Source organism: Variovorax terrae (assembly GCF_022809125.1).
In the GTDB taxonomy this organism is placed as follows: domain Bacteria; phylum Pseudomonadota; class Gammaproteobacteria; order Burkholderiales; family Burkholderiaceae_C; genus Variovorax_A; species Variovorax_A terrae.
In genome coordinates this window covers 1,067,024-1,087,425 of record NZ_JALGBI010000001.1, presented here as the reverse complement: position 1 = coordinate 1,087,425, position 20,402 = coordinate 1,067,024, and the positions used below count along the sequence as shown (strand labels likewise).

General features: G+C 69.6%; 18 protein-coding genes. 6 read left to right on the top strand and 12 right to left on the bottom strand.

What is annotated here, in order from left to right; all coding sequences use genetic code 11:
• The first annotated feature begins 109 nt into the window (after positions 1-109).
• Genes MMF98_RS05110 through MMF98_RS05085 form a run of 6 tightly spaced genes read left to right on the top strand, consistent with a single transcriptional unit; the run spans position 110 to position 6,181 of the window.
• Positions 110-967: an HpcH/HpaI aldolase family protein gene (locus MMF98_RS05110; RefSeq protein ID WP_243304974.1), complete on the top strand. Its 858-nt coding sequence runs from the start codon at positions 110-112 to the stop codon at positions 965-967.
• Positions 960-1,949, top strand: coding sequence for a Bug family tripartite tricarboxylate transporter substrate binding protein (locus tag MMF98_RS05105; protein ID WP_243304971.1), 990 nt, complete (start codon positions 960-962; stop codon positions 1,947-1,949). Before MMF98_RS05110 ends, MMF98_RS05105 begins: the two co-directional genes overlap by 8 nt.
• 32 nt (positions 1,950-1,981) lie before the next feature.
• Positions 1,982-2,869, top strand: coding sequence for an amidohydrolase family protein (locus MMF98_RS05100; RefSeq protein WP_243304969.1), 888 nt, complete (start codon positions 1,982-1,984; stop codon positions 2,867-2,869).
• A 1-nt stretch (position 2,870) separates the two neighbouring features.
• Positions 2,871-3,950, top strand: coding sequence for a hypothetical protein (locus MMF98_RS05095; RefSeq protein ID WP_243304968.1), 1,080 nt, complete (start codon positions 2,871-2,873; stop codon positions 3,948-3,950).
• A 27-nt stretch (positions 3,951-3,977) separates the two neighbouring features.
• Positions 3,978-5,177, top strand: coding sequence for a DUF5624 domain-containing protein (locus MMF98_RS05090; RefSeq protein ID WP_243304966.1), 1,200 nt, complete (start codon positions 3,978-3,980; stop codon positions 5,175-5,177).
• Positions 5,178-5,215: 38 nt separating this feature from the next.
• On the top strand, positions 5,216-6,181 hold the full coding sequence (locus tag MMF98_RS05085) for a Bug family tripartite tricarboxylate transporter substrate binding protein (RefSeq protein ID WP_243304964.1): 966 nt from the start codon (positions 5,216-5,218) through the stop codon (positions 6,179-6,181).
• A 57-nt stretch (positions 6,182-6,238) separates the two neighbouring features.
• On the opposite strand, the gene MMF98_RS05080 is transcribed toward MMF98_RS05085, so the two are convergent.
• From MMF98_RS05080 to MMF98_RS05025, 12 genes are all read right to left on the bottom strand, one after another.
• Positions 6,239-7,234: a Bug family tripartite tricarboxylate transporter substrate binding protein gene (locus tag MMF98_RS05080; RefSeq protein ID WP_243304962.1), complete on the bottom strand. Its 996-nt coding sequence runs from the start codon at positions 7,232-7,234 to the stop codon at positions 6,239-6,241.
• On the bottom strand, positions 7,231-8,352 hold the full coding sequence (locus MMF98_RS05075) for a CaiB/BaiF CoA transferase family protein (RefSeq protein WP_243304960.1): 1,122 nt from the start codon (positions 8,350-8,352) through the stop codon (positions 7,231-7,233). The genes MMF98_RS05080 and MMF98_RS05075 overlap by 4 nt, the downstream gene beginning before the upstream one ends.
• 11 nt (positions 8,353-8,363) lie before the next feature.
• Positions 8,364-9,578, bottom strand: coding sequence for a CaiB/BaiF CoA transferase family protein (locus MMF98_RS05070; RefSeq protein WP_243304958.1), 1,215 nt, complete (start codon positions 9,576-9,578; stop codon positions 8,364-8,366).
• Between the two features lie 10 nt (positions 9,579-9,588).
• Positions 9,589-10,560 carry a tripartite tricarboxylate transporter substrate binding protein gene (locus MMF98_RS05065; protein ID WP_243304956.1) on the bottom strand — a complete coding sequence of 324 codons (972 nt, stop codon included), beginning with the start codon at positions 10,558-10,560 and terminating at the stop codon, positions 9,589-9,591.
• A gap of 46 nt (positions 10,561-10,606) precedes the next feature.
• Positions 10,607-11,347, bottom strand: a complete 741-nt coding sequence (locus tag MMF98_RS05060; RefSeq protein WP_243304954.1) for an enoyl-CoA hydratase/isomerase family protein — start codon at positions 11,345-11,347, stop codon at positions 10,607-10,609.
• Positions 11,348-11,446: 99 nt separating this feature from the next.
• Positions 11,447-12,184 (bottom strand): enoyl-CoA hydratase/isomerase family protein, encoded by a 738-nt coding sequence (locus tag MMF98_RS05055; RefSeq protein WP_243304952.1) that lies wholly within the window; start codon positions 12,182-12,184, stop codon positions 11,447-11,449.
• Positions 12,185-12,218: 34 nt separating this feature from the next.
• Positions 12,219-14,345: an acetate--CoA ligase family protein gene (locus MMF98_RS05050; protein WP_243304950.1), complete on the bottom strand. Its 2,127-nt coding sequence runs from the start codon at positions 14,343-14,345 to the stop codon at positions 12,219-12,221.
• 41 nt (positions 14,346-14,386) lie between these two features.
• Positions 14,387-15,376: a Bug family tripartite tricarboxylate transporter substrate binding protein gene (locus MMF98_RS05045; RefSeq protein WP_243304948.1), complete on the bottom strand. Its 990-nt coding sequence runs from the start codon at positions 15,374-15,376 to the stop codon at positions 14,387-14,389.
• A 37-nt stretch (positions 15,377-15,413) separates the two neighbouring features.
• Positions 15,414-16,169, bottom strand: a complete 756-nt coding sequence (locus MMF98_RS05040) for an enoyl-CoA hydratase/isomerase family protein (RefSeq protein WP_243304946.1) — start codon at positions 16,167-16,169, stop codon at positions 15,414-15,416.
• Positions 16,166-16,813: a cysteine dioxygenase family protein gene (locus tag MMF98_RS05035; protein ID WP_243304942.1), complete on the bottom strand. Its 648-nt coding sequence runs from the start codon at positions 16,811-16,813 to the stop codon at positions 16,166-16,168. Before MMF98_RS05035 ends, MMF98_RS05040 begins: the two co-directional genes overlap by 4 nt.
• Positions 16,810-17,991 (bottom strand): CaiB/BaiF CoA transferase family protein, encoded by a 1,182-nt coding sequence (locus MMF98_RS05030; RefSeq protein WP_243304940.1) that lies wholly within the window; start codon positions 17,989-17,991, stop codon positions 16,810-16,812. Before MMF98_RS05030 ends, MMF98_RS05035 begins: the two co-directional genes overlap by 4 nt.
• On the bottom strand, positions 17,988-20,369 hold the full coding sequence (locus tag MMF98_RS05025; protein WP_243304938.1) for a molybdopterin guanine dinucleotide-containing S/N-oxide reductase: 2,382 nt from the start codon (positions 20,367-20,369) through the stop codon (positions 17,988-17,990). The genes MMF98_RS05030 and MMF98_RS05025 overlap by 4 nt, the downstream gene beginning before the upstream one ends.
• Between the last annotated feature and the right edge of the window lie 33 nt (positions 20,370-20,402).

Sequence of the window (20,402 nt, the reverse complement as noted above, 5' to 3'; positions counted from 1 at the left end):
GCACCGCGGCAGGCCCGAGCCGGCACGGTGTCTTGATACACCAGAAGTATGGACTGTCATCCAGAATGAGTATTTCCGAATATGAGAGGCATTGCCTACGATGCACTCCATGACGACACAACATCCCGGAGAAACCCCCGATCCCTGGCTCCAGGGCAAGGCCCGCAACCTGGCACTGGAGCGGCTGCGCGCCGGGCTGCCGGTGGCCGCTTTCGGCGTGCGCCTGTGCCGCACGCCCGACATCGCCCGGCTGGCCCGGGCCACCGGCCACCACGCCATCTGGGTGGACCTGGAGCACAGCACCCTGCCGATCGACGCCGCGGCGCAGATCTGCGCCACCGCGCTGGACCTGGGCATGACGCCCTTCGTGCGCGTGCCCGAGCGCGACTACGGCGTGATCGGCCGCCTGCTGGACGGCGGCGCGGCCGGCATCATCGCCCCGCGCATCGAGACGCCCGAGCAGGCCGCCGACGTGGTGGCCGCTTGCCGCTTCCCCGGCACCGGCCACCGCTCGGCCATCGCCACCCTGCCGCACGTGGACTACCGCCGCCTGCCGCCGGCCACGCTGTACCAGACGCTGAACCAGGCCACCGCGGTCAAGCTGCTGATCGAAAGCCCGCTGGGCATCCGCAACATCGAGGCGATCGCCCGCGTGCCCGGCGTGGACCTGCTGGGCATCGGCACCAACGACCTGTGCGCCGAACTCGGCGTGCCGGGCGACTTCCGCCATGCGAGCGTGCGCGCCGCCCACGAGGCCGCGCTCGAAGGCTGCCGCCGCGCGGGCAAGCCGCTGGCCATCGGCGGCGTTCCCGACCCGGTGTACTCGGCCGAGCTCGTGCGCCGGGGCGCGGCGCCCTTTCTCATGACCGGCATCGACACCGACGTGATGCTGGCCGCCCTGCACGAGCGGACGAAAGCCGCGCTCGACGCGTTCGAGGCGGCGGCCGGAGCCCTCCAGCATGCATGAGCCCGGCACCCCGCCGGTCACGCGCCGCGCCCTGCTGGCGCTGGCGCCCGGCCTGCTGGCCGCCAGCTGGGCCTTCGCGCAGCAACGCCCCTACACGCTGATCGTGCCCACCCCCGCCGGCGGCCCGATCGACCGCGTGGCACGCCTGGTGGCGCTGGAGCTGTCGCCCGCGCTGGGCCAGCCCGTGGTGGTGGACAACCGCATCGGCGCCGCCGGCAAGATCGGCGTGCAGGCCGCGCTGCGCGCGCCGCGCGACGGCCACACGCTGATCGCCGTGTCGCCCTCCATCACCTCGGTCAACCCGGCCATCGACAAGGCCGCAGGCTACGACCCCCTGACGGATTTCGATACCCTGGGCATCGCCGCCACCAACGCGGGCGTGTTCGCCGTGCGCGCAGACCTGCCCGTGGCCAGCATGGCTGAGCTGGTGCGCCACGCCAAGGCGCACCCGGGGCAACTCACCTACGGCTCCTTCGGCGTCGGCACCAGCCTGCACCTGCAGAGCGAGGAATTGCTGCAGGCGCTGGGCATCGAGGCGCGCCACATCCCCTACAAGGGCGAGGCGCAGGCCATGAACGCCCTGGTGGCCGGCGAGGTGGACATGATGGCCTACGTCACCGCGCCGGTCGTGCCCTTCGTGCAGAACGGCCGCCTGCGCGCGCTGGCCGCCACCTCGTCCGAGCGCTGGGCGCTGCTGCCGCAGGTGCCGAGCTACGCCGAGACCGGCCTGCCCGCGCTCGGCGCTTACCGCTACCGCTCGTGGGTTGGCTTCGTGCTGCCTTCGGGCACACCTGCGGCCGAACGCCAGCGCGTGCTGGACGCCTGGCGGACCGCGATGGCCAGCCTCGCGCTGCGCCGCGCGCTGGAGGCGCAGGGCTTCGAGGCCGCGGCGGGCGACGGCGCCGAGATGCAGCGCACCGTGGCGGCCGAACTCGAACGCAACCGCCGGCTGATCGCGTCCGGGCGCGTCAAGCTGGACTGATTCTTCTCTTCATTTCTTTCAACATCCACCCCATGAGCCACGAGATCCTTGTCTCCTCTCCCATGCGTGCGCCTTCGTCGCTCACGCCCCCCGCCTTCGGCATGCCCGCAGGCGCCTGCGACGCCCATGTCCACGTGTTCGGCCCGGCCGAGCCCTACCCGCACGTGCCGCAGCCGCACTACACGCTGCCCGACGGCAACCTGCGGCAACTGCAGGCGATGTGCGGCGCGCTCGACCTGCAGCGCTTCGTGATCGTGCAGCCCAGCTTCTACGGCACCGACAACCGCTGCATGCTCGATGCGCTGGACGCCGCCGGCGACATGGCGCGCGGCGTGGCCATGGTCGATGACGACGTGAGCGACGAGGCGCTGCAGACCATGCACGCACGCGGCGTGCGCGCGCTGCGGCTGGATCTGTTCCTGCGCGCCTCGCTGCCGCTGGCCGAACGCGTAGCCTACATCCAGCGCAGCATCCGCCGCGTGCAGCCGCTGGGCTGGCACGTGCAGTTCTACACCCCGGGCTGGGTGGTACGCGAGCTGATTCCCTACATCGCCGACTTCGAGGTCGACTTCGTGGTCGACCACATGGGCTACATGCTGGAGAGCGACGGCCTGACGCGCGCCGACTTCGACCAGCTGGTCGAGGCCATGCAGCGCGGGCGCGGCTGGATGAAGCTCTCGGGCCCCTACCGCGTGGCCAAGGACCTGAACTACGCCAAGCTGCAGCCGCTGGCCGAGACCATCATCGCCGCGCTGCCCGGCCGCGTGATCTGGGGCAGCGACTGGCCTCACATCCCCGAGGGCGGGCGCGACACCGGCGAGCTGCTGAACCTGCTGGCCGCATGGGCGCCCGACGCCGCGGTGCGCGAACAGATCCTCAGCGCCAACCCGGCGCGGCTGTTCGGCTGGCAAGGGGCCTGAGATGGAGCGCATCGCGCAACTCGACACCCACGGCGCCCGTGCGGTCGAGACCTTCGTGCACGGCGGCGAGCGCTACCTCGTCGTGCCGCAGCTCGCGGCCGACGTGCCCGGCCAGCCGGCCTCGATGATGCTGGGCAACAGCGAGGTGGACACCCTGGTCTACCGCTGGGCTGACGAGGCGGGTTTCACCCTGCACCAGCGCCTGCCGGCGCATGGCGGCGAGGACGCCGAGCATTTCCGCATCGGTGAGCGGCTGTTCGTCGCCATCGCGCACCTGCGCAGCGGTGCCGGCCCGTATGACCTGCGCACCACGTCCGACATCTACGAGATGCGCGGCGATCGCCTGGAGCTGTTCCAGCGCCTGGACACCTACGCAGCCAAGCAGTGGAAGCATGGCGAGATCGGCGGGCGGCATTTCCTCGCGCTGGCCCAGGGCGTGGCGCTGCCGGGCGAACCGCGCGTGCCGGCGCCCTCCACGGTCTACGCATGGAACGGCGAACGCTTCGAGCCGTTCCAGGAGGTCGACTCGGCCTGGGGCTACAACTGGGCGTTCTTCGAGGTCGCGGGCCAGCATTTCCTGGCCTACGCGGACCAGAGCGCGCCCTCGCAGATCCTGCGCTGGGACGGCGAGCGCTTCGCGCCCTTCCAGACACTCGAGCAGAAGACCGGGCGCGCCTTCTGCCACTTCCGCGCACGCGGCGAGGACTGGCTGGCCTTTGCCTGCCTGCACGATCAGACCGTGATGCTGCGCTGGAATGGCACACGCTTCGCACTGCACCAGGCGCTCAGCGGCCCGGGCGGGCGCGAGTTCGAATGGATCCCCGATGCCGATGGCGACGAAGGCCATCTGGTGCAGGTGAATTTTCTGCTCGGCACACGCGAAGCGCCGCAGCCCAGCCTGAACTCGCTGATCCGCCGGCTCGACGCCCAGGGGCAATGGTCGGTGGTGGAGGAGTTCCCCACCTCGGGCGGCACCGATGCCTGCAGCTTCCACGCGGGCGGCCAGCGCTACCTCGTGGTGGCCAACAGCCTGAGCGCCGAAGTGCGCTTTCGCACACCCAGCCACGTCTACCGGCTCTGAGCCGAGGCGCTTCGAAGGAGACAACAGATGCACCAGAACAACACCGTCGGGCCGCAGGACTTCCAGGACCCGGCCTTTCTTGACCTGTTCAACGTCTACACCGGCAACGGCCAGTCGATCGGCGCCCACCTGGCGGAAGCCGCCGAGCGCGCCACGGTCGATGCGCCGCTGCTGGTGGCCACCAACAGCGACTTCGTGCTGTTCCCAGGCGCGGGTGCCGCGCCGCAGATCGAAGGCTACCGCCTCAGCACGCGCGGCTTCAAGGAGCTGACCGCCGTCTCGCACCTCGCGCCCGCGCTGGCCTCGCTGGTGCGCCTGCGCGAACTGGCGCCGGCCTCCGATGCCTGGCGCGGCGAGGCCGAACGCCTGCTGGTCGCCACGCGCGGCGCACGCGCCGCCAATTCGGCCACGCTCTGGCGCGAGCGCATCGCCGTGCCGGCCTATCGCGGGCGCGAAGCGGCCATCGCCAACATGGTTGACTATGCCTGCGCGGTGACCGAGCGCTACATCGAGCGCGTGCTGGCCACCCCGGAACGCTTCACCGCGCACGACCTGCGCGAACAGTACCTGGAGGCGCGCGGCGACCTTGAGGGCGCCTGCGTGCCGATGAACGCGGTGATGATCGCCACGTTCTTCCTGGTCGGCATGGACACCGGGCACAGGGTGATCGACTGGTTCAACCGGCACCGCATCGACTGGTCGCAGGCCATGGTGCTGATCGTCGGCCGCCAGGGCCGCCCTACGGCAGGCGTGACCTGGTCCAGCAACGCCGTGGCGGCCATGATCCTGGCCGCCTCAGGCCACCGGCTCGACCTGTCGCGCCTGTACATCGCGCCGCACGCGCCGCCGTTCACCGTGGCGCGCCCGCTGGACCTGGAGGCGGTGCGCGCGCAGGAAGGCGCCATGCGCCGGCTGTGGAACTACACGCGGGCCATCAGCGACCTGGGCGAGATCATGTACCACGGCTATCCGCACTACGCGGCCAACAGCGCACAACGGCCCGTGCTCACGCCCGAAACCCAGGCCGTGGCCGACCTGCCCGCCATCGCGGGACCCGACGACTGGCGCGCCTTCAACACGCGGCTGCGCGTGATCCTCGAAGACCCGCGCCAATTGCTGGCCGGCTGCGTGGCCGACTATGCGGTGGACCAGCTGCAGGCCCATAGCAACGACCCCACGCGCCTCACGGTGCCGGGACTGGACTGCATGGCCTACCCGGCCGCATGACGCGGCGCCAGACTCCTCTATCCCCGAAGGAAACAAGCATGAAACTACGACGCACCCTGCTGCTGCTCGGCGCGGCCTGCATTGCCGCCGCTCCCGCGCTGGCACAGAAGGACGCCTGGCCGTCGCGGCCCATCAAGATCATCACGCCGACGCCGGCCGGTGTCGGCTCGGACGCCTTCGCACGCATCTACGCCGACCGGCTGTCCAAGGCGCTGAAGGTGCCGGTGGTCGTGGAGAACCGGCCCGGCGCGCTGTCCACCATCGGCACCGACGCTGTGGCCAAGGCGCCGGCCGATGGCTACACGCTGCTGTTCGCCACGGGCAACCCCTTCACGCTGTCGCCGTTCCTGATGCCCAAGCTGCCCTACAACCCGGAGAAGGACTTCGCGCCCGTCTCCGAGGTGCTGCGCGGCGGCTCCTTCGTCGTCGCCAACAAAGACTTTCCCGCAAAGAACCTGCGCGAACTCGTGCAGATGGCCAAGGCCAGCCCGGGACGGATCAGCTTCGCCTCCTACGGACCCGGCAGCACGGCCCATGTCGGCTTCGAGCTGGTGCAGGACACGGCGGGCATCGAGTTGCTGCACGTGCCCTACAAGCAAAGCGCCACGCCCGACGTGATCGGCGGCCAGGTCATGCTGGGCTGGGAACCGCCACCCTCGGCCATCCCGCACATCCGCAGCGGACGGCTGCGCGCCATCGCCTACACCGGCAGCAAGCGCAACCCGGCGCTGCCCGACGTGCCGACCCTGGCCGAAACCTACCCCGGCCTGGAATTGTTCAGCTGGGTCGGCTTCTGGGTGCCGGCCGCAACGCCGGCGGCCATCGTCGAGCGCCTGAACGCGGAGATCGTCGCCATCACGCGCGCACCCGACGTGAAGAGCGCGATCGAGGAAACCGGCAACGAGGCCATCGGCAACTCCCCGGCGGAAATGGCCGCGGTAATGCGGCGCGAGGCCCAGGCCATGAGCCGGCTCATCAAGGCCAAGAACATCCGGCTCGAGTGAAAGCATTGCCAGCGCGGGGCTGCGGGAGCGCAGCCCCGCGCCGGTCGCGCTGGCGCCTCAATCGGCCTTGATGTTTTCCTTCTGGATGATGTCCTTGAAGAACCGGCTGTCCTCGCGCACGCGCTGGCCGAACGCAGCCGAGCCCTCGTAGTCCGGGTACATCGCCGACAGCAGCAGGCTCTGCCGCGCGCCGGGGCTGTTCATGGCCTTCTGCGCTTCGGCCGCCATGCGGGCGATCACGGCCGGCGGCGTGCCGCGCGGCGCAAACATGCCGAACCAGCTGCGCGTGTCGATGTCGAAGCCCTGCTCCTTGAGCGTGGGCACGTTCGGGATCTCCGGGTTGCGCTCGGGGTTGGTAGTGGCCAGGCCCTTGAGCTCCCCGGCCTTCACGCGCGGCAGCGTCACCGGGTCGTACATCACGTCGATGCGCCCGCCCATCAGGTCGGTCATGGACTCGACCGAGCCCTTGTAGGGCACGTGCACGACCTGGATGTCGGCCTGCTTGTGCAGCAGCACGCCGGTCAGGTGCACGATGGTGCCGACGCCGTTCGACGCAAAGGTGTATTTGCCCGGCGCGGCCTTGGCCGCGGCGACGAATTCCTTGTAGGTGTTGAACGGAAAATCCTTGCGCGCCGTGACGAGGCCGTAGCTCGAGGTCAGCTTGGCCACCGGCTCGAAGTCGTCGAGCGTGAAGTTGACCTTGCGCAGCCAGGGCGAAACGGCCACCGTGGCCGTGGGCGCGACGAAGAAGTTGTAGCCATCGGGCGCGGCGCGGGCCGCGAACTCGGTGCCCAGGGTGGCGCCGGCCCCCGGCTTGTTGTCGACGATGACGGGCTTGCCCAGCGATTTGGAGATCTTGTCGGCGACAAAACGCGTGATCTGGTCCGACAGGCCGCCCGGCGGGTACGGTGTGACGAAGTGGATGGGCTTGTCGGGCCAGTTGGCCGGTGCGGCGCCCTGCGCGACGACCGGCCCCGCAGCCAGCATCGCCAGCCCGGAGGCTCCCAGCAGCACGCAGCGCCGCGACAGGCGGTGATCGATGTTCGTCTTCATACCTGTTTGTCTCCTTCATCCTGATGAAAAGCAGTTGACACAAAACCCCGACCCGCACGCCAGCGCGCCAGCGCGCTGTCGATGCTCGAGCCCGTGCTGTCCGGCGCCGTTCCGCGCGCCTGGCTACGGAACCGCGGAGCCATCCCTGGCACGACGTACTCGCCCCGGGTGGTAAACGTCTGGCGTTCGCGGTTATGCGGATGCTTCATCGCCTCGTGCATCGACAGCACCGGCGTGACGCAGGCATCGGTCCCTTCGAAGTGCGCGGCCCACTCGTCGCGCGAGCGCTGCGCGAAGCGCTGCTCGAACAGCGCGCGGATCGCAGGCCAGTGGGCCGGTGAGGCGCGGTCCGGCACTTCATCGGCCTTCAGCCCCAAGCCTTCGAGCAGCTGCGCATAGAATTGCGCCTCGATCGCGCCCACGGCGATGAAGCCACCGTCCCGGGTGCGGTACACGTCGTACCAGGGTGCGCCGCCGTCGAGTGCATTCGATTCACGCTGGTCCGTCCACCGCCCCGATGCGAGCCGCTCGTAGTGCAGCGCCATCAGGCTGGCGGCCCCGTCGACCATCGCCACGTCCACGACCTCGCCCTGCCCCGTTTGCCGCGCCTTGAGCAAGGCGGCCAGCAGGCCGATGGCCAGAAACGCGCCGCCACCGCCGTAGTCGCCCACCAGGTTCAGTGGCGGAACCGGCTTGTCGCCGCGGCCGATCGCATGCAATGCGCCGGTCAGTGCGATGTAGTTGAGGTCGTGCCCGGCGCGCGCCGCCAGCGGGCCGTCCTGGCCCCATCCTGTCATGCGCGCGAACACGAGCGCAGGGTTGAGCTGGAGGCAGGTGTCCGGCCCCAGGCCCAGGCGTTCCGCGGCCCCCGGCCGCATGCCTTCGATGAGCACGTCCGCGCACGCCACGAGTTCACGCGCGTGGGCGAGGCCGGCCGCCTGCTTCAGATCGAGCTCGACCGACACGCGCCCGCGGCCCATCGGCTCCTGGCCCTTGCCGCTGCCGGGCCGGTCAATGCGCACGATATCTGCGCCCATGTCTGCGAGCAGCATCACGCACCACGGCACGGGGCCAATCGCCGCCAGCTCGAGCACCCGCACACCGGACAACACGCCCATGCCCCTGCTCCTCAGATGACGCCAGCCTGCTGCAGCCGATGGATCTCTGCGCGATCCATTCCGAGCAGGCCGCTGAACACGTCTTCGTTGTCCTCGCCGACGCCATGCGCCGGTGCGATGGGTTCGGCGGGCGTCCCCAGCATCTTCGGCACGATGCCCTGCATGCGCAGCGGCCCCAGCTTCGGATGCTCCACGGTTTCAAGGTTGCCGCGCGCCGCGTAGTGCGGGTCCTGCAGGATGTCGGCGACTGTCAGCGCGAGCGAGAACGGGATGCCGTGCCGCGTCAGCGCCGACGTGACGGTCTCGACTTCATTGCTGGCAATCCAGCGCGCGACCCGGTCGTTGAGTTCGTCGATGTGCTCCCAGCGCAGCGTGTGGCTCGCATAGCGCGGATCGTCCGCCATTGCGGGCATGCCCATCGCCTGGCACAGCTTGCGGAACAGCGTGTCGCCGGAGATCGTCATGATCAGGAAGCGGCCGTCCCGGGTCTCGAATGTATTGCCGGGTGCCGCCGCCTGGTGCACGTTGCCCGTCCGCTGGCGCATGCGCCCGAGCTTGTCATAGGCCAGCACCATGGAGTCCGTGAAACGGAACACGGACTCGTAGAGCGCGAGGTCGATCTGCTGCCCCTTGCCGCCGTTCGTGTCCCGATGGTAGAGCGCCATCATCACGGCAAAGGCGCCCATGGTGGCGGTCGAATAGTCCGCCATGCTGGTGCCGATCCGCACGGGAGGACGGTCCGAGTAGCCAGTGATGCCCATGACGCCGCTGAAGGCAAGCGCGATGCGGTCATACCCCGCCCGCTGCGAGTACGGCCCGGTCTGCCCAAAGCCGGACACGCTCAGCATGACGAGCGCGGGATTCACTTCGGAGAGCTGCGCATAGCCGCAGCCCCACTTCTCGAGCGTGCCCGGGCGGAAGTTCTCGATCAGCACATCGGCCTTGGCCACCAGCTTCTTCAGCAGCGCCTGCCCTTCAGGCTGCCGCAGGTCGATCGACACGCATCTCTTGTTGCGGCCTTCGAGCTGCCACCAGAGGCACTCATCTTCGTGGAACGGCCCAAGGCCGCGCAGCGTGTCGCCGCCGCCGGGCTGTTCGACCTTGATCACGTCGGCGCCGAAGTCCGCCATCAGGGTCGCGGCCACCGGCCCCGCGACCATGGTGCCGAGGTCGAGCACGCGCAGCCGCGACAGCGGCCCGCCGCGTTTCTTCTGCTGGTCCGTCATCGGCGCGTCCTCACTCGGGCTTCGCGCCGGACGCTTTCACAGCCTTGCCCCAGCGCTCCACTTCCGCGCGCAGATGCTTCGCGGCGTCTTCGGGGGTGCCCGCGATGATGTCGAGCCCCTGTTTGGTGAGCTGCTCGCGGACCGCGGGCGCCTTGAGCACGTCATTGGCCGCGGCATTGATCTTCTGGATCACCGGTGCGGGCGTCCCCGCCGGCGCGGTCAGCGACAGCCACGACGTCACCTCGTAGCCGGCAATGCCCGCTTCGGCCATGGTCGGCACGTCGGGCAGGTAGCTCGAGCGCCTGGGCCCCGTCTGTGCGAGCGCGCGGGCCTTGCCGCCCTGGACCTGCGGCGTCGTGAGAAGGACGGTGTCGATGACCACGTCGGTCTGGCCGGCGATCAGGTCGTTCACCGCGGGCGCACTGCCGCGATAGGGCACGTGGTTGATCTGCACGCCGGTCGCCGCCTTGAACATCTCCATCGCCAGGTGGGGTGACCCGCCATTGCCGGAGGAGCCATACGACAGCTTGCCCGGGGATTTCTTCGCCATCTCGACCAGGTCGTGCACGGTCTTTGCCGGCGAGCTCGGGTGCACGATCATCACGAGCGGCATTGCCACCACGTCCACGACCGGCGTGAAGTCCTTGAACGTGTTGTACGGCAGCGGCTTCACCAGGGTCTCGTTGATGGCGAACGGTGTCGTCATCCACAGCAGCGTGTAGCCGTCTGCGGGGCTCTTGGCCACGGCATCGGTGCCAATCACGGTGCCCGCCCCAGCCTTGTTGTCGACGATGACCGGCTGCCCCAGCTTCTCCGTCAACCCATTGGCCAGCAACCGTGCGACCACGTCCGAGCTGCCGCCCGGCGGGAACGGGACGACGATCTTGATGGGTTTCGAGGGCCAGGTGCCTTGCGCCAATGCAGCGGTCAACGGCAGCAGTGCGAGCATCACGCCCGCGGCGATGCGACGAGTCACTTTCATGGGATGTCTCCTTGGGACCAAATGAACAGCCGTGCTTCTTGCGGAATCAGCGGCCCGTGAAAACCGGGGCGCGCTTTTCGCGGTGCGAGGCAAACCCTTCCGCGCAGTCTTCGCTGCGTGCGACAGCTTCCGCCTCGAGGCGGTACTGGCCAAACCGCTCCGTGGGGCCGGCGGGAAGAATGTCGCGGGTGACGAACCGCTTCATCGTGGCCAGCACCATCGGCGCCATCGTGGCGATCTCGGCGGCCACCTTGAGCGCCTCCTCCACCTGGCTTCCAGTCGGCACGACCTCGTTGACGAGCCCGACCTCATAGGCGCGCTTCGCGCCGATGACCCTGGCGCGCAGCATCATCTCCATCGCGATCTTGTGCGGAATGCGCGCGGCCAGGCCGGCGATCATTCCCTGCGTGAGGCCGAGCTTCGCTTCGGGATAGGAAAAGCGCGAGTTCTCCGCCGCGACAATGAGGTCGCACATCATCGGCAGGATCAGCCCGCCGCCCACGCACCAGCCGGCGGTGGCCGCGATCACTGGCTTCTCGCTGTGGATGCCGACGGTCGGGATGCAGCGCCACAGTTCCGGCAGATCGTTGACGTCCGCCCCCGCGCTGAAGGCGTCGTTGCCCGCGCCGGTGAGGACGGCCACGCGCTGGGACGAGCTCTCGAATTCCGTCAAGGCCTGTTGCAGCTCGATGGCGGTCTTCGAACAGATCGCGTTCCGGCGCTGCGGCCGGTTGATCGTGATGAGGGTGACGCCGTCGTCGCGGCGATCGACCAGGATACGTTCCACGGATTGTCTCCTGAATGAACTCAACAGGCCGCGCCCGGCGCGGTCAAGACGCCAGCGCCAGGGCCGGCAGGGCGCCGCGGCGTGCAGCGGGCAGCCACTTCACTTCCCCGTGAAGCGCGGCGGCCGCTTCTCGCGAAACGAGGCCACGCCTTCCTTGATGTCGGCGCTGTTAGCGATGCCGTCCAGCATCACGCGCTGCGGGTAGTACTGCTCGGTGGACGACTTGGGCAGCGTGCTGCGCGCAATCGATTTCATGGCTTGAACCACCAGCGGCGCATTGGCGGCGATCTTGGCCGCGATCTCCAGCGCCACCTTCATGGCCTGCCCCTTGGGCACGACGCGGTTCACCAGGCCGATCTCGTAGGCGCGCTGCGCCGTCATCGGGTCGCCGGTCATCAGCCACTCCAGCCCGGCCTTGTACTGCATGCGCGGCGGAAAGCCAGCCATGACGCCGGCAAAGGCGCCGATCTTGGCCTCGGGGTAGATGAACTGGGCCTGCTCTTCCGCCACGGCCATGTCGGCCAGCATGACCATGGTGGCGCCAGCGCCGACGGCGAAACCGTTGACCGCGCAGATGATGGGTTTGTCGCAGGGCACGGACAGGTTGGGCATGGACAGCCAGACGTCGCGCGGCATGTCCTTGAGGTCGGCGCCGGCCGAGAAGGCCTGCTCGCCCGCGGCCCCCAGCACGGCCACCCGGTCATCCTCGCGCGCGAACCGGCGCCAGGCTTCCTGCAGGCCCTGCACGACCTCGTTGTTGATGGCGTTGCGCGCGTCGGCGCGGTCGATGGTGATGCGGGCGATCCCGTCTTGCGAAACGTAGGCGATGGCAGCCATGCAAAGTCTCCTGGTGGTTCTTGAAAAAACGGATTCAGGCCAGCGTCGCGCGGGCGTCGGCCGCCACGATGCGGTCGCCGGCGACGAACAGCGGGTTGATGTCGAGTTCGCGCAGCCGCCCTTGCGAGGCCACGGCCAGCGCGCCCAGGCGCACCAGCGCATCGGCGATGGCGTCCAGGTCGGCCGGCGGGCGGCCACGGAAACCGGTGAGCAGCGCACGGCTCTTCAGCGCATCGAGCATGGCCCGCGCGGTGGCATGCGACAGCGGCGCGGGCGCGAGCTGCACGTCCTTCATCAGCTCGACCAGCACGCCGCCGGCGCCGACCATCACCATCGGCCCGAAATCGGGGTCGTGCTGGATGCCGAGGATCAGCTCGGCATCGGCCTTCCACATCTCGGTGACGAGGTAGCCGTCTAGCACCGGCACGCCGGCAGCCTGCGCCGCAGCGGCGATGCGCTCGCAGGCGGCGCGCACGGCCTCGTCGCCGTGAACGTTGAGCTGGACGGCGCCCACGTCGCTCTTGTGCACGATCTGCGCGCTCACGGCCTTGATGGCCACCGCGCCGCCGATCTCGCGCGCGGCGGCCACGGCCTCCCCGGCGTCGGCGGCCAGGCGCCAGCGCGTGGTGGGGATGCCGGCCGCCTCGATCAGGCGCCGCGCGCCCGGCTCGGTGACGAAGCCCGCGGCCAGCCCCGGCGGAAATTCGCAGGCCGGCCCAAGCACCAGCGGCTGCGGCTCGCCGCGCGAGGCCAGCGCCGAGGCCACCTTGAGCGCGTCATGCGGGCTGTCGAGGTAGCCGTAGCCCGCAGCGCGCAGCGCCTGGCGCGCCACCTCGCCATGGTTGCCCGCACCTTGCACGAACAGCAGCGGCTTGGCCGAGCGGCTACCGGCCGACAGCACAGCCTCCACCACGCGCTCCTGCTGCGGCTGCGTGGTCAACAGCAGCACGCCCGCGCCCACGGCCTCGTCGGCCATGGCGCGGTCCAGCGCGATGGCGACCGAGCCGCCGGCCAGCGCCGGGTCGGGCGCGGCCATGTGGTTGAGCATGCCGAAGTCCAGCGGCAGCTCGCGGTGCGTGGCCGGCAGCACGGGTGCCAGCGCGTCGCGCGTCTGCGCCGACAGGTAGGGCAGCTCCAGGCCGGCGCCCTCCAGCGCATCGGCCAGCAACGCGCCGCCACCGCCCGAGCCCGAGAACACCGCGACGCCGCGCGAGCTGGCGCGCTTGCCGCGCTGCAGCACCTGGGCACCGTGCAGCAGGTCGTAGATGGTCTCGAACAGGTAGACGCCCCAGCGCCGGCAGGTGGCCTCGAAGGCGGGCCAGGCCCCGGCCAGGCTGGCCGTGTGCGAGGCGGCGGCGCGCGCGCCCGCATCGCTGCGGCCCGACTTAGCGATGCACACCGGCTTGCCGGCGGCGGTGGCGCGCGCCAGCAGCGCGGTGAAGCGCTGCGCGTCCTTCACGGCCTCCATGTAGAGGCAGACTACTTCGGTGAGCGGGTCGTCGATCAGGTACTCGAAGAAGTCATTGAGGTCCAGGTCCGACTGGTTGCCCACCGAGACGGTGGAGGAGAAACCCGCGCCCACGTCCACGCCGCGCGAGAGCATGGCCCCCATCAGCGCGCCGCTCTGGCTGGCCAGGCCGATGCCGCCCGCAGGCAGGCGGTCGATGCTGCCCATGACCACGCCGGTGGTGGCCGCCAGGTTATGGTGGGCGTTCATCAGGCCCATGCAGTTGGGCCCAATCAGGCGCACGCCGCCGGCGCGCGCCGTGGCCACCAGCTGCTCTTCGGCCTCGCGGCCGGCCGGGCCGGTTTCGGCAAAGCCCGCGGTGATGCACAGCGCGCAGCCGATGCGCTTGGCCACGCAGTCCTCGATGGCCGCCAGCACATGGTCGCGCGGCACCAGCAGGATCGCCAGGTCCACCGGACCCGGGCAGTCCTGCAGCGCGGCATAGGCCGGCAAGCCCATGAGCTCGGTGGCCCGCGCATTGATCGGGTAGAGCGCACCGTCATGGCGGTGCTTGAGCATGTAGCGCAGCAGCCGGCCGCCCCACTTCTCCTCGCTCTCCGAGGCGCCGACGATGGCGACGGACTTTGGATGCAGGATCTGGCGGACCGATTGGTTGGGTGTGACGGCAAGGGCGGCGGAAAGCGTGGGATTCATGGTGGGCAATGAAGCGGAAGCGATGAAGGAGGTGTGGGATGTCATTGGCTTTTCGAAACGCCGATGGCGGGCAGCAGTTCGCTGTACATCTTCTGGTCGGCCTGCAGCCCGAGCCGGAACTCCTCCGGGGTTTGCCAGGAGGCAATGGAGTTGGCGCGCAGGAACTCCTCCTGCACGCTCTTGTCCGCAAGAATCTTTCGCAGGGCCTCGGACAGGCGCGCCATCACGGCCTTGGGGGTGCCGCGCGGTGCCAGAACGCCCCAGCCCGCGCCCTTGGAGGTGGCGATGTCGAAGCCGGCTTCCTTGAGGGTCGGCACGTTCGGCAGCTCAGGGTGGCGCACCCGGTAGAACGTGGCCAGCGGAACGGCCCGGCCCGCCTTCACCATGGGCGTGGCCGCACCGTCGATCACGAAGTCGATGTCGCCGGCCACCAGCGCATTGACCGCGTCGACCGAGCCGCGAAACGGCACGTGCAGCAACTCGATGCCGGTGTCGCGCGAGAGCGTGCCGCCGTAGACATGGCCGGCCGAGGCTTCGCCGGCCGAGCCGAAGGACAGCTTCTTCGGGTGAGCCTTGGCATAGGCCACGAACTCCTTCATGTCCTTGACCGGCAGGGTCTTGCGCACCGCCATCACCGCGATGTAGTCGGCCACGCCGCCCACCGCCTCGAAACTGTCCATGGAGTACGACAGCTTGCGCAGATTGGGCAGCACGGTGAAGCTCGATGCGGCGCCCAGCAGCAGGGTATAGCCATCGGGGGCGGCATTGGCAACAAAGTCGGTACCGATCTGTGTGGTGCCGCCCGGCTTGTTGTCGACGAACACATTGGCGTTCAGCATGCGGCCCAGGCGGTCGGCCACGATGCGCCCCAGGATGTCGGAGGAACCACCCGGCGGGAACGGCACCACCATGCGGATCGGGCGCGCGGGCCAGCTGTCCTGCGCCCACGCGGGAGCCGTGCACAGCCCCACGAGCAGTGACAACAGCGCCGCCAGCGGCGTGAACAGGCGAAGGTTGGGGAATCGAATCAAGGCAGTCTCCAGCGTTATCGGTGTTATGGGGGTTTCGTCAGTCCCCGGCCGAGGCGGGCGGCGGGCGGCGCAACGCGTCGCGGTAGGCCGCGATGCGCCGGGCCAGGCCCGGCTGCATCGCCGAACGCACCAGGGCGGCCAGGTCGGCATTGCGCCGGTCGCTTCGGGCGGCGGCGCGCAGCGCGGCATAGGCGGGCCGGCCGACACTCAGCGGCGCAAGCTGGCGACGCCAGCCGCCATCCGGCACAAGGCCGGTGGCCAGGCCCTGCGCGAGCGCCTCGTCGATCGGAATCAGGGCGCCGGTGGTGACCCAGGCCAGCGCACGGTCGGTGCCCACCTGCTCGCCGAGCCGGCGCGTACCCAGCACGATGCCAAACGCCGCCCCCGGGAATCGCCATTGCGTGCCGGGCGCGGCCAGGCGCAGGTCGCAGGCCGCGAACAGGTCGGCGCCGGCGCCGAAGGCGCGCCCATGAGCCACGGCCACCGTGCGCAGCGGCGCATGCCAGAGCAGGGACAGCAGGTGCTCGATGCGCACGAAACGCCACAGCAGTGCGCCATCCAATGCGGCAAGTTCTGCCGCGCCGTCAGGCAGCTTGAAACCGCCAAGGTCGAAACCGGTGCAGAAATCATCGCCGTCGGCGGTGATGGCCAGCGTGTGCACGGCTGGGTCGGCGATGCAGGCCTCGACCGCACCGATCAACGCCTCGACCAGCTCCAGGCCGAGTGCATTGCCGCGTTCGCGGCGCATCAGGGTCAGCACCGCGGTGGCGCCTTCATGACGGAGATCGATCATGGCGCCGCCTCGCCGAGACTGCGCCGCATCGCTTCGGAACGGTCCCAGAGATTGGGCACCGCCGTGGACGAATAGCCCGAGACGAAGGACTTGGCCATGCCAGTCTGCGCATCGAACACATGCCGCGCCACGGCCCCGATGTTGGCGCCGTAGACATGGATGCTGATCGAGGTACGGTCGGCATGGGCATTGGCCACCTGGTGGATGTCACCGGTGGCCGGCGACACGAGTTCGATATCGCCAGGCTCCAGGCGGGCCGGCGCGCCGTGCGGCGCCAGCCGGCCATCCGGCGCGTGGCGATAGTGCTGTCCGGTCTCGGCGCCGCGCAGCATGCCGATCAGGCCCCAGACCGTGTGGTCGTGGATCGGCGTGCGCTGGCCCGGCCCCCAGACGAAGCTCACGACCGAGAAGCGCTCGAGCGGATCGCAGTGCAGCAGGTACTGGCAGTAGTACTCCGGGTGCGGCTGGGCCGCGTCTTCCGGCAGCCAGCCATCGGTCGCGATGAGCCGCGCCAGCAGCGGTTTCATGGCAGCCACGCGCGCCGCCTCCTCCAGGGACTGGTCGGCCAGACGGGTGGCCGCCACAACGAATTCACGCAGCGGCGCTATCGCGTCCATCGCGGCGGGAGCAGGCGGCCGATTCATGACGGCTCCCTCGGTGCACCGCCATCTCGGTAGCGGCCGCGCAGTGCGGCGCCGTGCTCGTCCAGCGCAGGCGGCCGGGTGTCCACCGCCACCGGCGCACCGTCCAGACGCACGGGACAGGCCACGGTCCGCGTGGCCACCTGATTGGGCAGCGTCATCGGCTGAACCAGCTCAAGGTGCACGGTCTGCGCATCGGCCAATGCATCGGCATAGTGGTTGATCGGTGCCGATGGCACGCCCGCGGCCGCAAAGCGCTCCACCCATTCTGCAGCACCTGCATGGGCAAACACGGCTTCCAGCAGCTCGCGCAGCTCCGCCTGATGGGCCGCCCGCAGGGCCGGCGTAGCAAAGCGCGCATCTTCCAGCAGCTCTGGCGTGTTGGTCACCGCGCAGACCGACTGCCAGAGCTTGTTGTTGCCCGCCGCAATGGCGAACCAGCCGTCGGCGCAGGCGAAGCTCTGGTACGGCGCATTGCGCGGATGCGCGGAGCCGAGTCGGCGCGGGTTGCGCCCGGTGCCGAAGTACTCGCTGGTCTGCAACGCGCCCACGGCCAGCGTGGTGGCGAACATCGGCACGTCCACATGGCAGCCGCGCGCGCCGGGGCCGCCGCCGCGCAGGCGCGCCAGCGCGGCGCTGATGGTGTAGGCCGCGTACAGGCCGGCGGTGAAGTCGGAGATCGGCACGCCGCACTTGGCCGGTTCCCCGTCAGGGGCACCGGTGACGCTCATGACGCCGGCGGCCGCCTGCATGGTCAGGTCGAAGCCGCCCTCGCCGGCTCGCGGGCCGCTCTGGCCATAGGCCGAGATGGAGCAGTAGATCAGCGTCGGCTTGCGCTCGCGAAACCACTCCCAGCCCAGGCCCAGGCGCTCCATGGCGCCGGCGCGGTTGTTCTCGATCAGCACGTCGGCGTCGAGCACCAGGCTGCGCGCGACGGCCAGATCTTCGGGCTTCTTGAGGTCGAGCGCGGCCGAGCGCTTGCCGCGGTTGAGCGAGGCAAAGTTCTCCGAAAACCCCTCGGTGATCGGTGGCCACTGGCGCAAGGTGTCGCCGTCGGGCGGCTCGACCTTGATGACTTCGGCGCCGAAGTCGGCCAGCAGCATGCCGCAGAACGGCCCGGCCGCGACGTGGCAGAACTCCACCACTTTGATACCGGCCAAAGGCAGGTCGATTCGATTCATGCGTACTCCGCAAACACAGGCAGTTGATAAGGCGTCAGGGCCGGAGCCATGCCCTGGAAGCGCTCCACCTGCACCAGGCAGGTCTGAGCGATGCAGCCTTGGGACAGGCTCGAGGCCCCGATGTCCAGCGTCAGCACGTTGGGATTGCCGTGCTTCTCCAGGTTGCCCGGGCCGCCGGCGCGCCAGTGGCTCGGGTCGAACCAGGCACCGGTAGACAGCTTGGCCACACCCGCGCGGATGTCGTCGGACACGCGCACTGCGGCCAGACAGGCACCGCGGTCGTTGAAAACCCGCACCAGATCGCCGTCGGCCAGGCCGCGCGCCGCAGCATCGGCGCGCGAAAGCGTGAGCGGCTCGCGCCCGCCGATCTTGTTGCCGGTGCTGTAGGCGGCATGGTCGAACTGGCTGTGCAGCTTGGTGAACGGCTGGTCGCTCAGCAGATGCAGCGGGTACTTCGCGGCTGTTTCGCTGCCCAGCCATTCAATGGGCTCGAACCAGCGCGCATGCCCCGGGCAATCCGCGTAACCGAAGCCCGCGATGCGTTCGCTGAACAGCTCGATGCGGCCACTGGGGGTGCCCAGCGGGTGCGCCGCGGGGTCGGTGCGGAAGTCCTGGAACATCACCACTTCGGCGTCGGCGACCGCGAGGTCCAGCAGGTCACCCTGCCAGAACTCATCGAACGCGGGCAAGGCATGGCCGGCGCGGGCGGCCCGGCCGCGCGATTCCTCGTACAAGCGCTCCAGCCACTGGAAGGAGGACAGCCCTTCGGTGAAGACCTCGTGCGTGCCCAGCCGCGTGGCCAGGTCGGCGAAGATGTCGTAGTCATCGCGCGCCTCGCCCACCGGGTCGAGGGCCTGCTTCATCGCCACCATGTAGCGCTCGCGCGCGGCGTAGCCGATGTCGTTGCGCTCCAGCGCCGTGGTGGCCGGCAGCACGATGTCGGCCAGCTTGGCGGCGGGCGTCCAGAACTGCTCATGCACGACGATGGTTTCCGGCTTGGACTGCCAGGCCGCCAGCATGCGGTTCAAGTCTTGATGGTGGTGAAACGGATTGCCGCCGGCCCAGTAGATCAGGCGGATGTCGGCATAGCGGTGGCGCTCGCCGTTGTAGTCGAAGCCTTGGCCGGGCTTTTCCAGCATGTCGGTGATGCGGGCCACCGGAATGAACTCGCGCACCGCATTGCGGCCCTGCGGCAGCGTCGGCCCGCCGAACTTGGCGTTGGCGTTGCCGATCATGTTGGTGGTGCCGTAGCCCACGCCGAAGCCGCCGCCCGGCAAGCCGATCTGGCCCAGCATCGCGGCCAGGGTAACCAGGCCCCAGAACGGCTGCTCGCCATGGTGCGAGCGCTGCAGCGACCAGGCCATGGTCAGCATGGTGCGATTCGCCGCCATCGCTCGCGCCAGGGCCGTGATGCGCCCGGCCGGCACGCCGGTGATGGCCTCGGCCCAGCGCGCGTCCTTGGGCTGGCCGTCGGCCGCGCCGATGAGGTAGGGCAGGATGGCCTCGAAGCCGACGCAGTGGCTCGCCAGGAAGCCGCGGTCGTGCAAGCCTTCGCTGTAGAGCGTGTGGGCCAGCGCCAGGATCAGGGCCGTGTCGGTGTTGGGGCGGATGGCGATCCACTCGACCTCGCCGCCGGTCTCGATGTCGTTGCGCACCGGGCTGATGTTGACAAAGCGCACGCCGGCCCGGGCCAGGCGCTCCAGCGCCTGCGGCACCACATGCTCGGACGCGCCGCCGGAGCCGACCTGGGCATTCTTGGCCGGCACCCCGCCAAAGCTCACGAACAGCGTCGTATGCTTTTCCAGCACGCCCCAGCTGGTGTGCAGCGTGTGCATCTCGTCCATTGGCGCCACGATGTGCGGCATCAGCACCCGCGCCGCGCCCAGGCTGTAGGAGTCGGCATGGCGCACGTAGCCGCCCACCGAATTGAGGAAGCGGTGGACCTGGCTTTGCGCGTGATGGAAGCGCCCGGCGCTCGACCAGCCGTAGGAGCCGCCAAAGATCGCGCTGTTGCCGTGCTGCTGGCGCACCCGCTGCAGTTCGCCGGCGACCAGACGCAGCGCTTCGTCCCACTCCACCTCGACGAATTCTTCCTGGCCGCGCCGCTCGCGATGGCTCTCGGCGGCATCGCCCCGCGCTGCGGCCAGCCAGCTGCGCCGCACGGAAGGCCGCTGCACGCGCAGCGGCCCTTTCACCGCGTCCATCATGCCCAGGCCGATGGGCGATGGCGAAGGGTCGCGCGCAAAGCTCTCCAGCGCCACGGCCTCGCCATGGCGGTAGCGGACCTCGTAGATGCCCCAATGGGTCGCCGTGTACGAGTGCCCTGCGGCACCGCCGTGGCCCGACGTTGGCCGCAACGGTTGCGTGGCCGTTTCCATGCTGCGTCTGTCTCCTGATCTTGATTTCAGGTC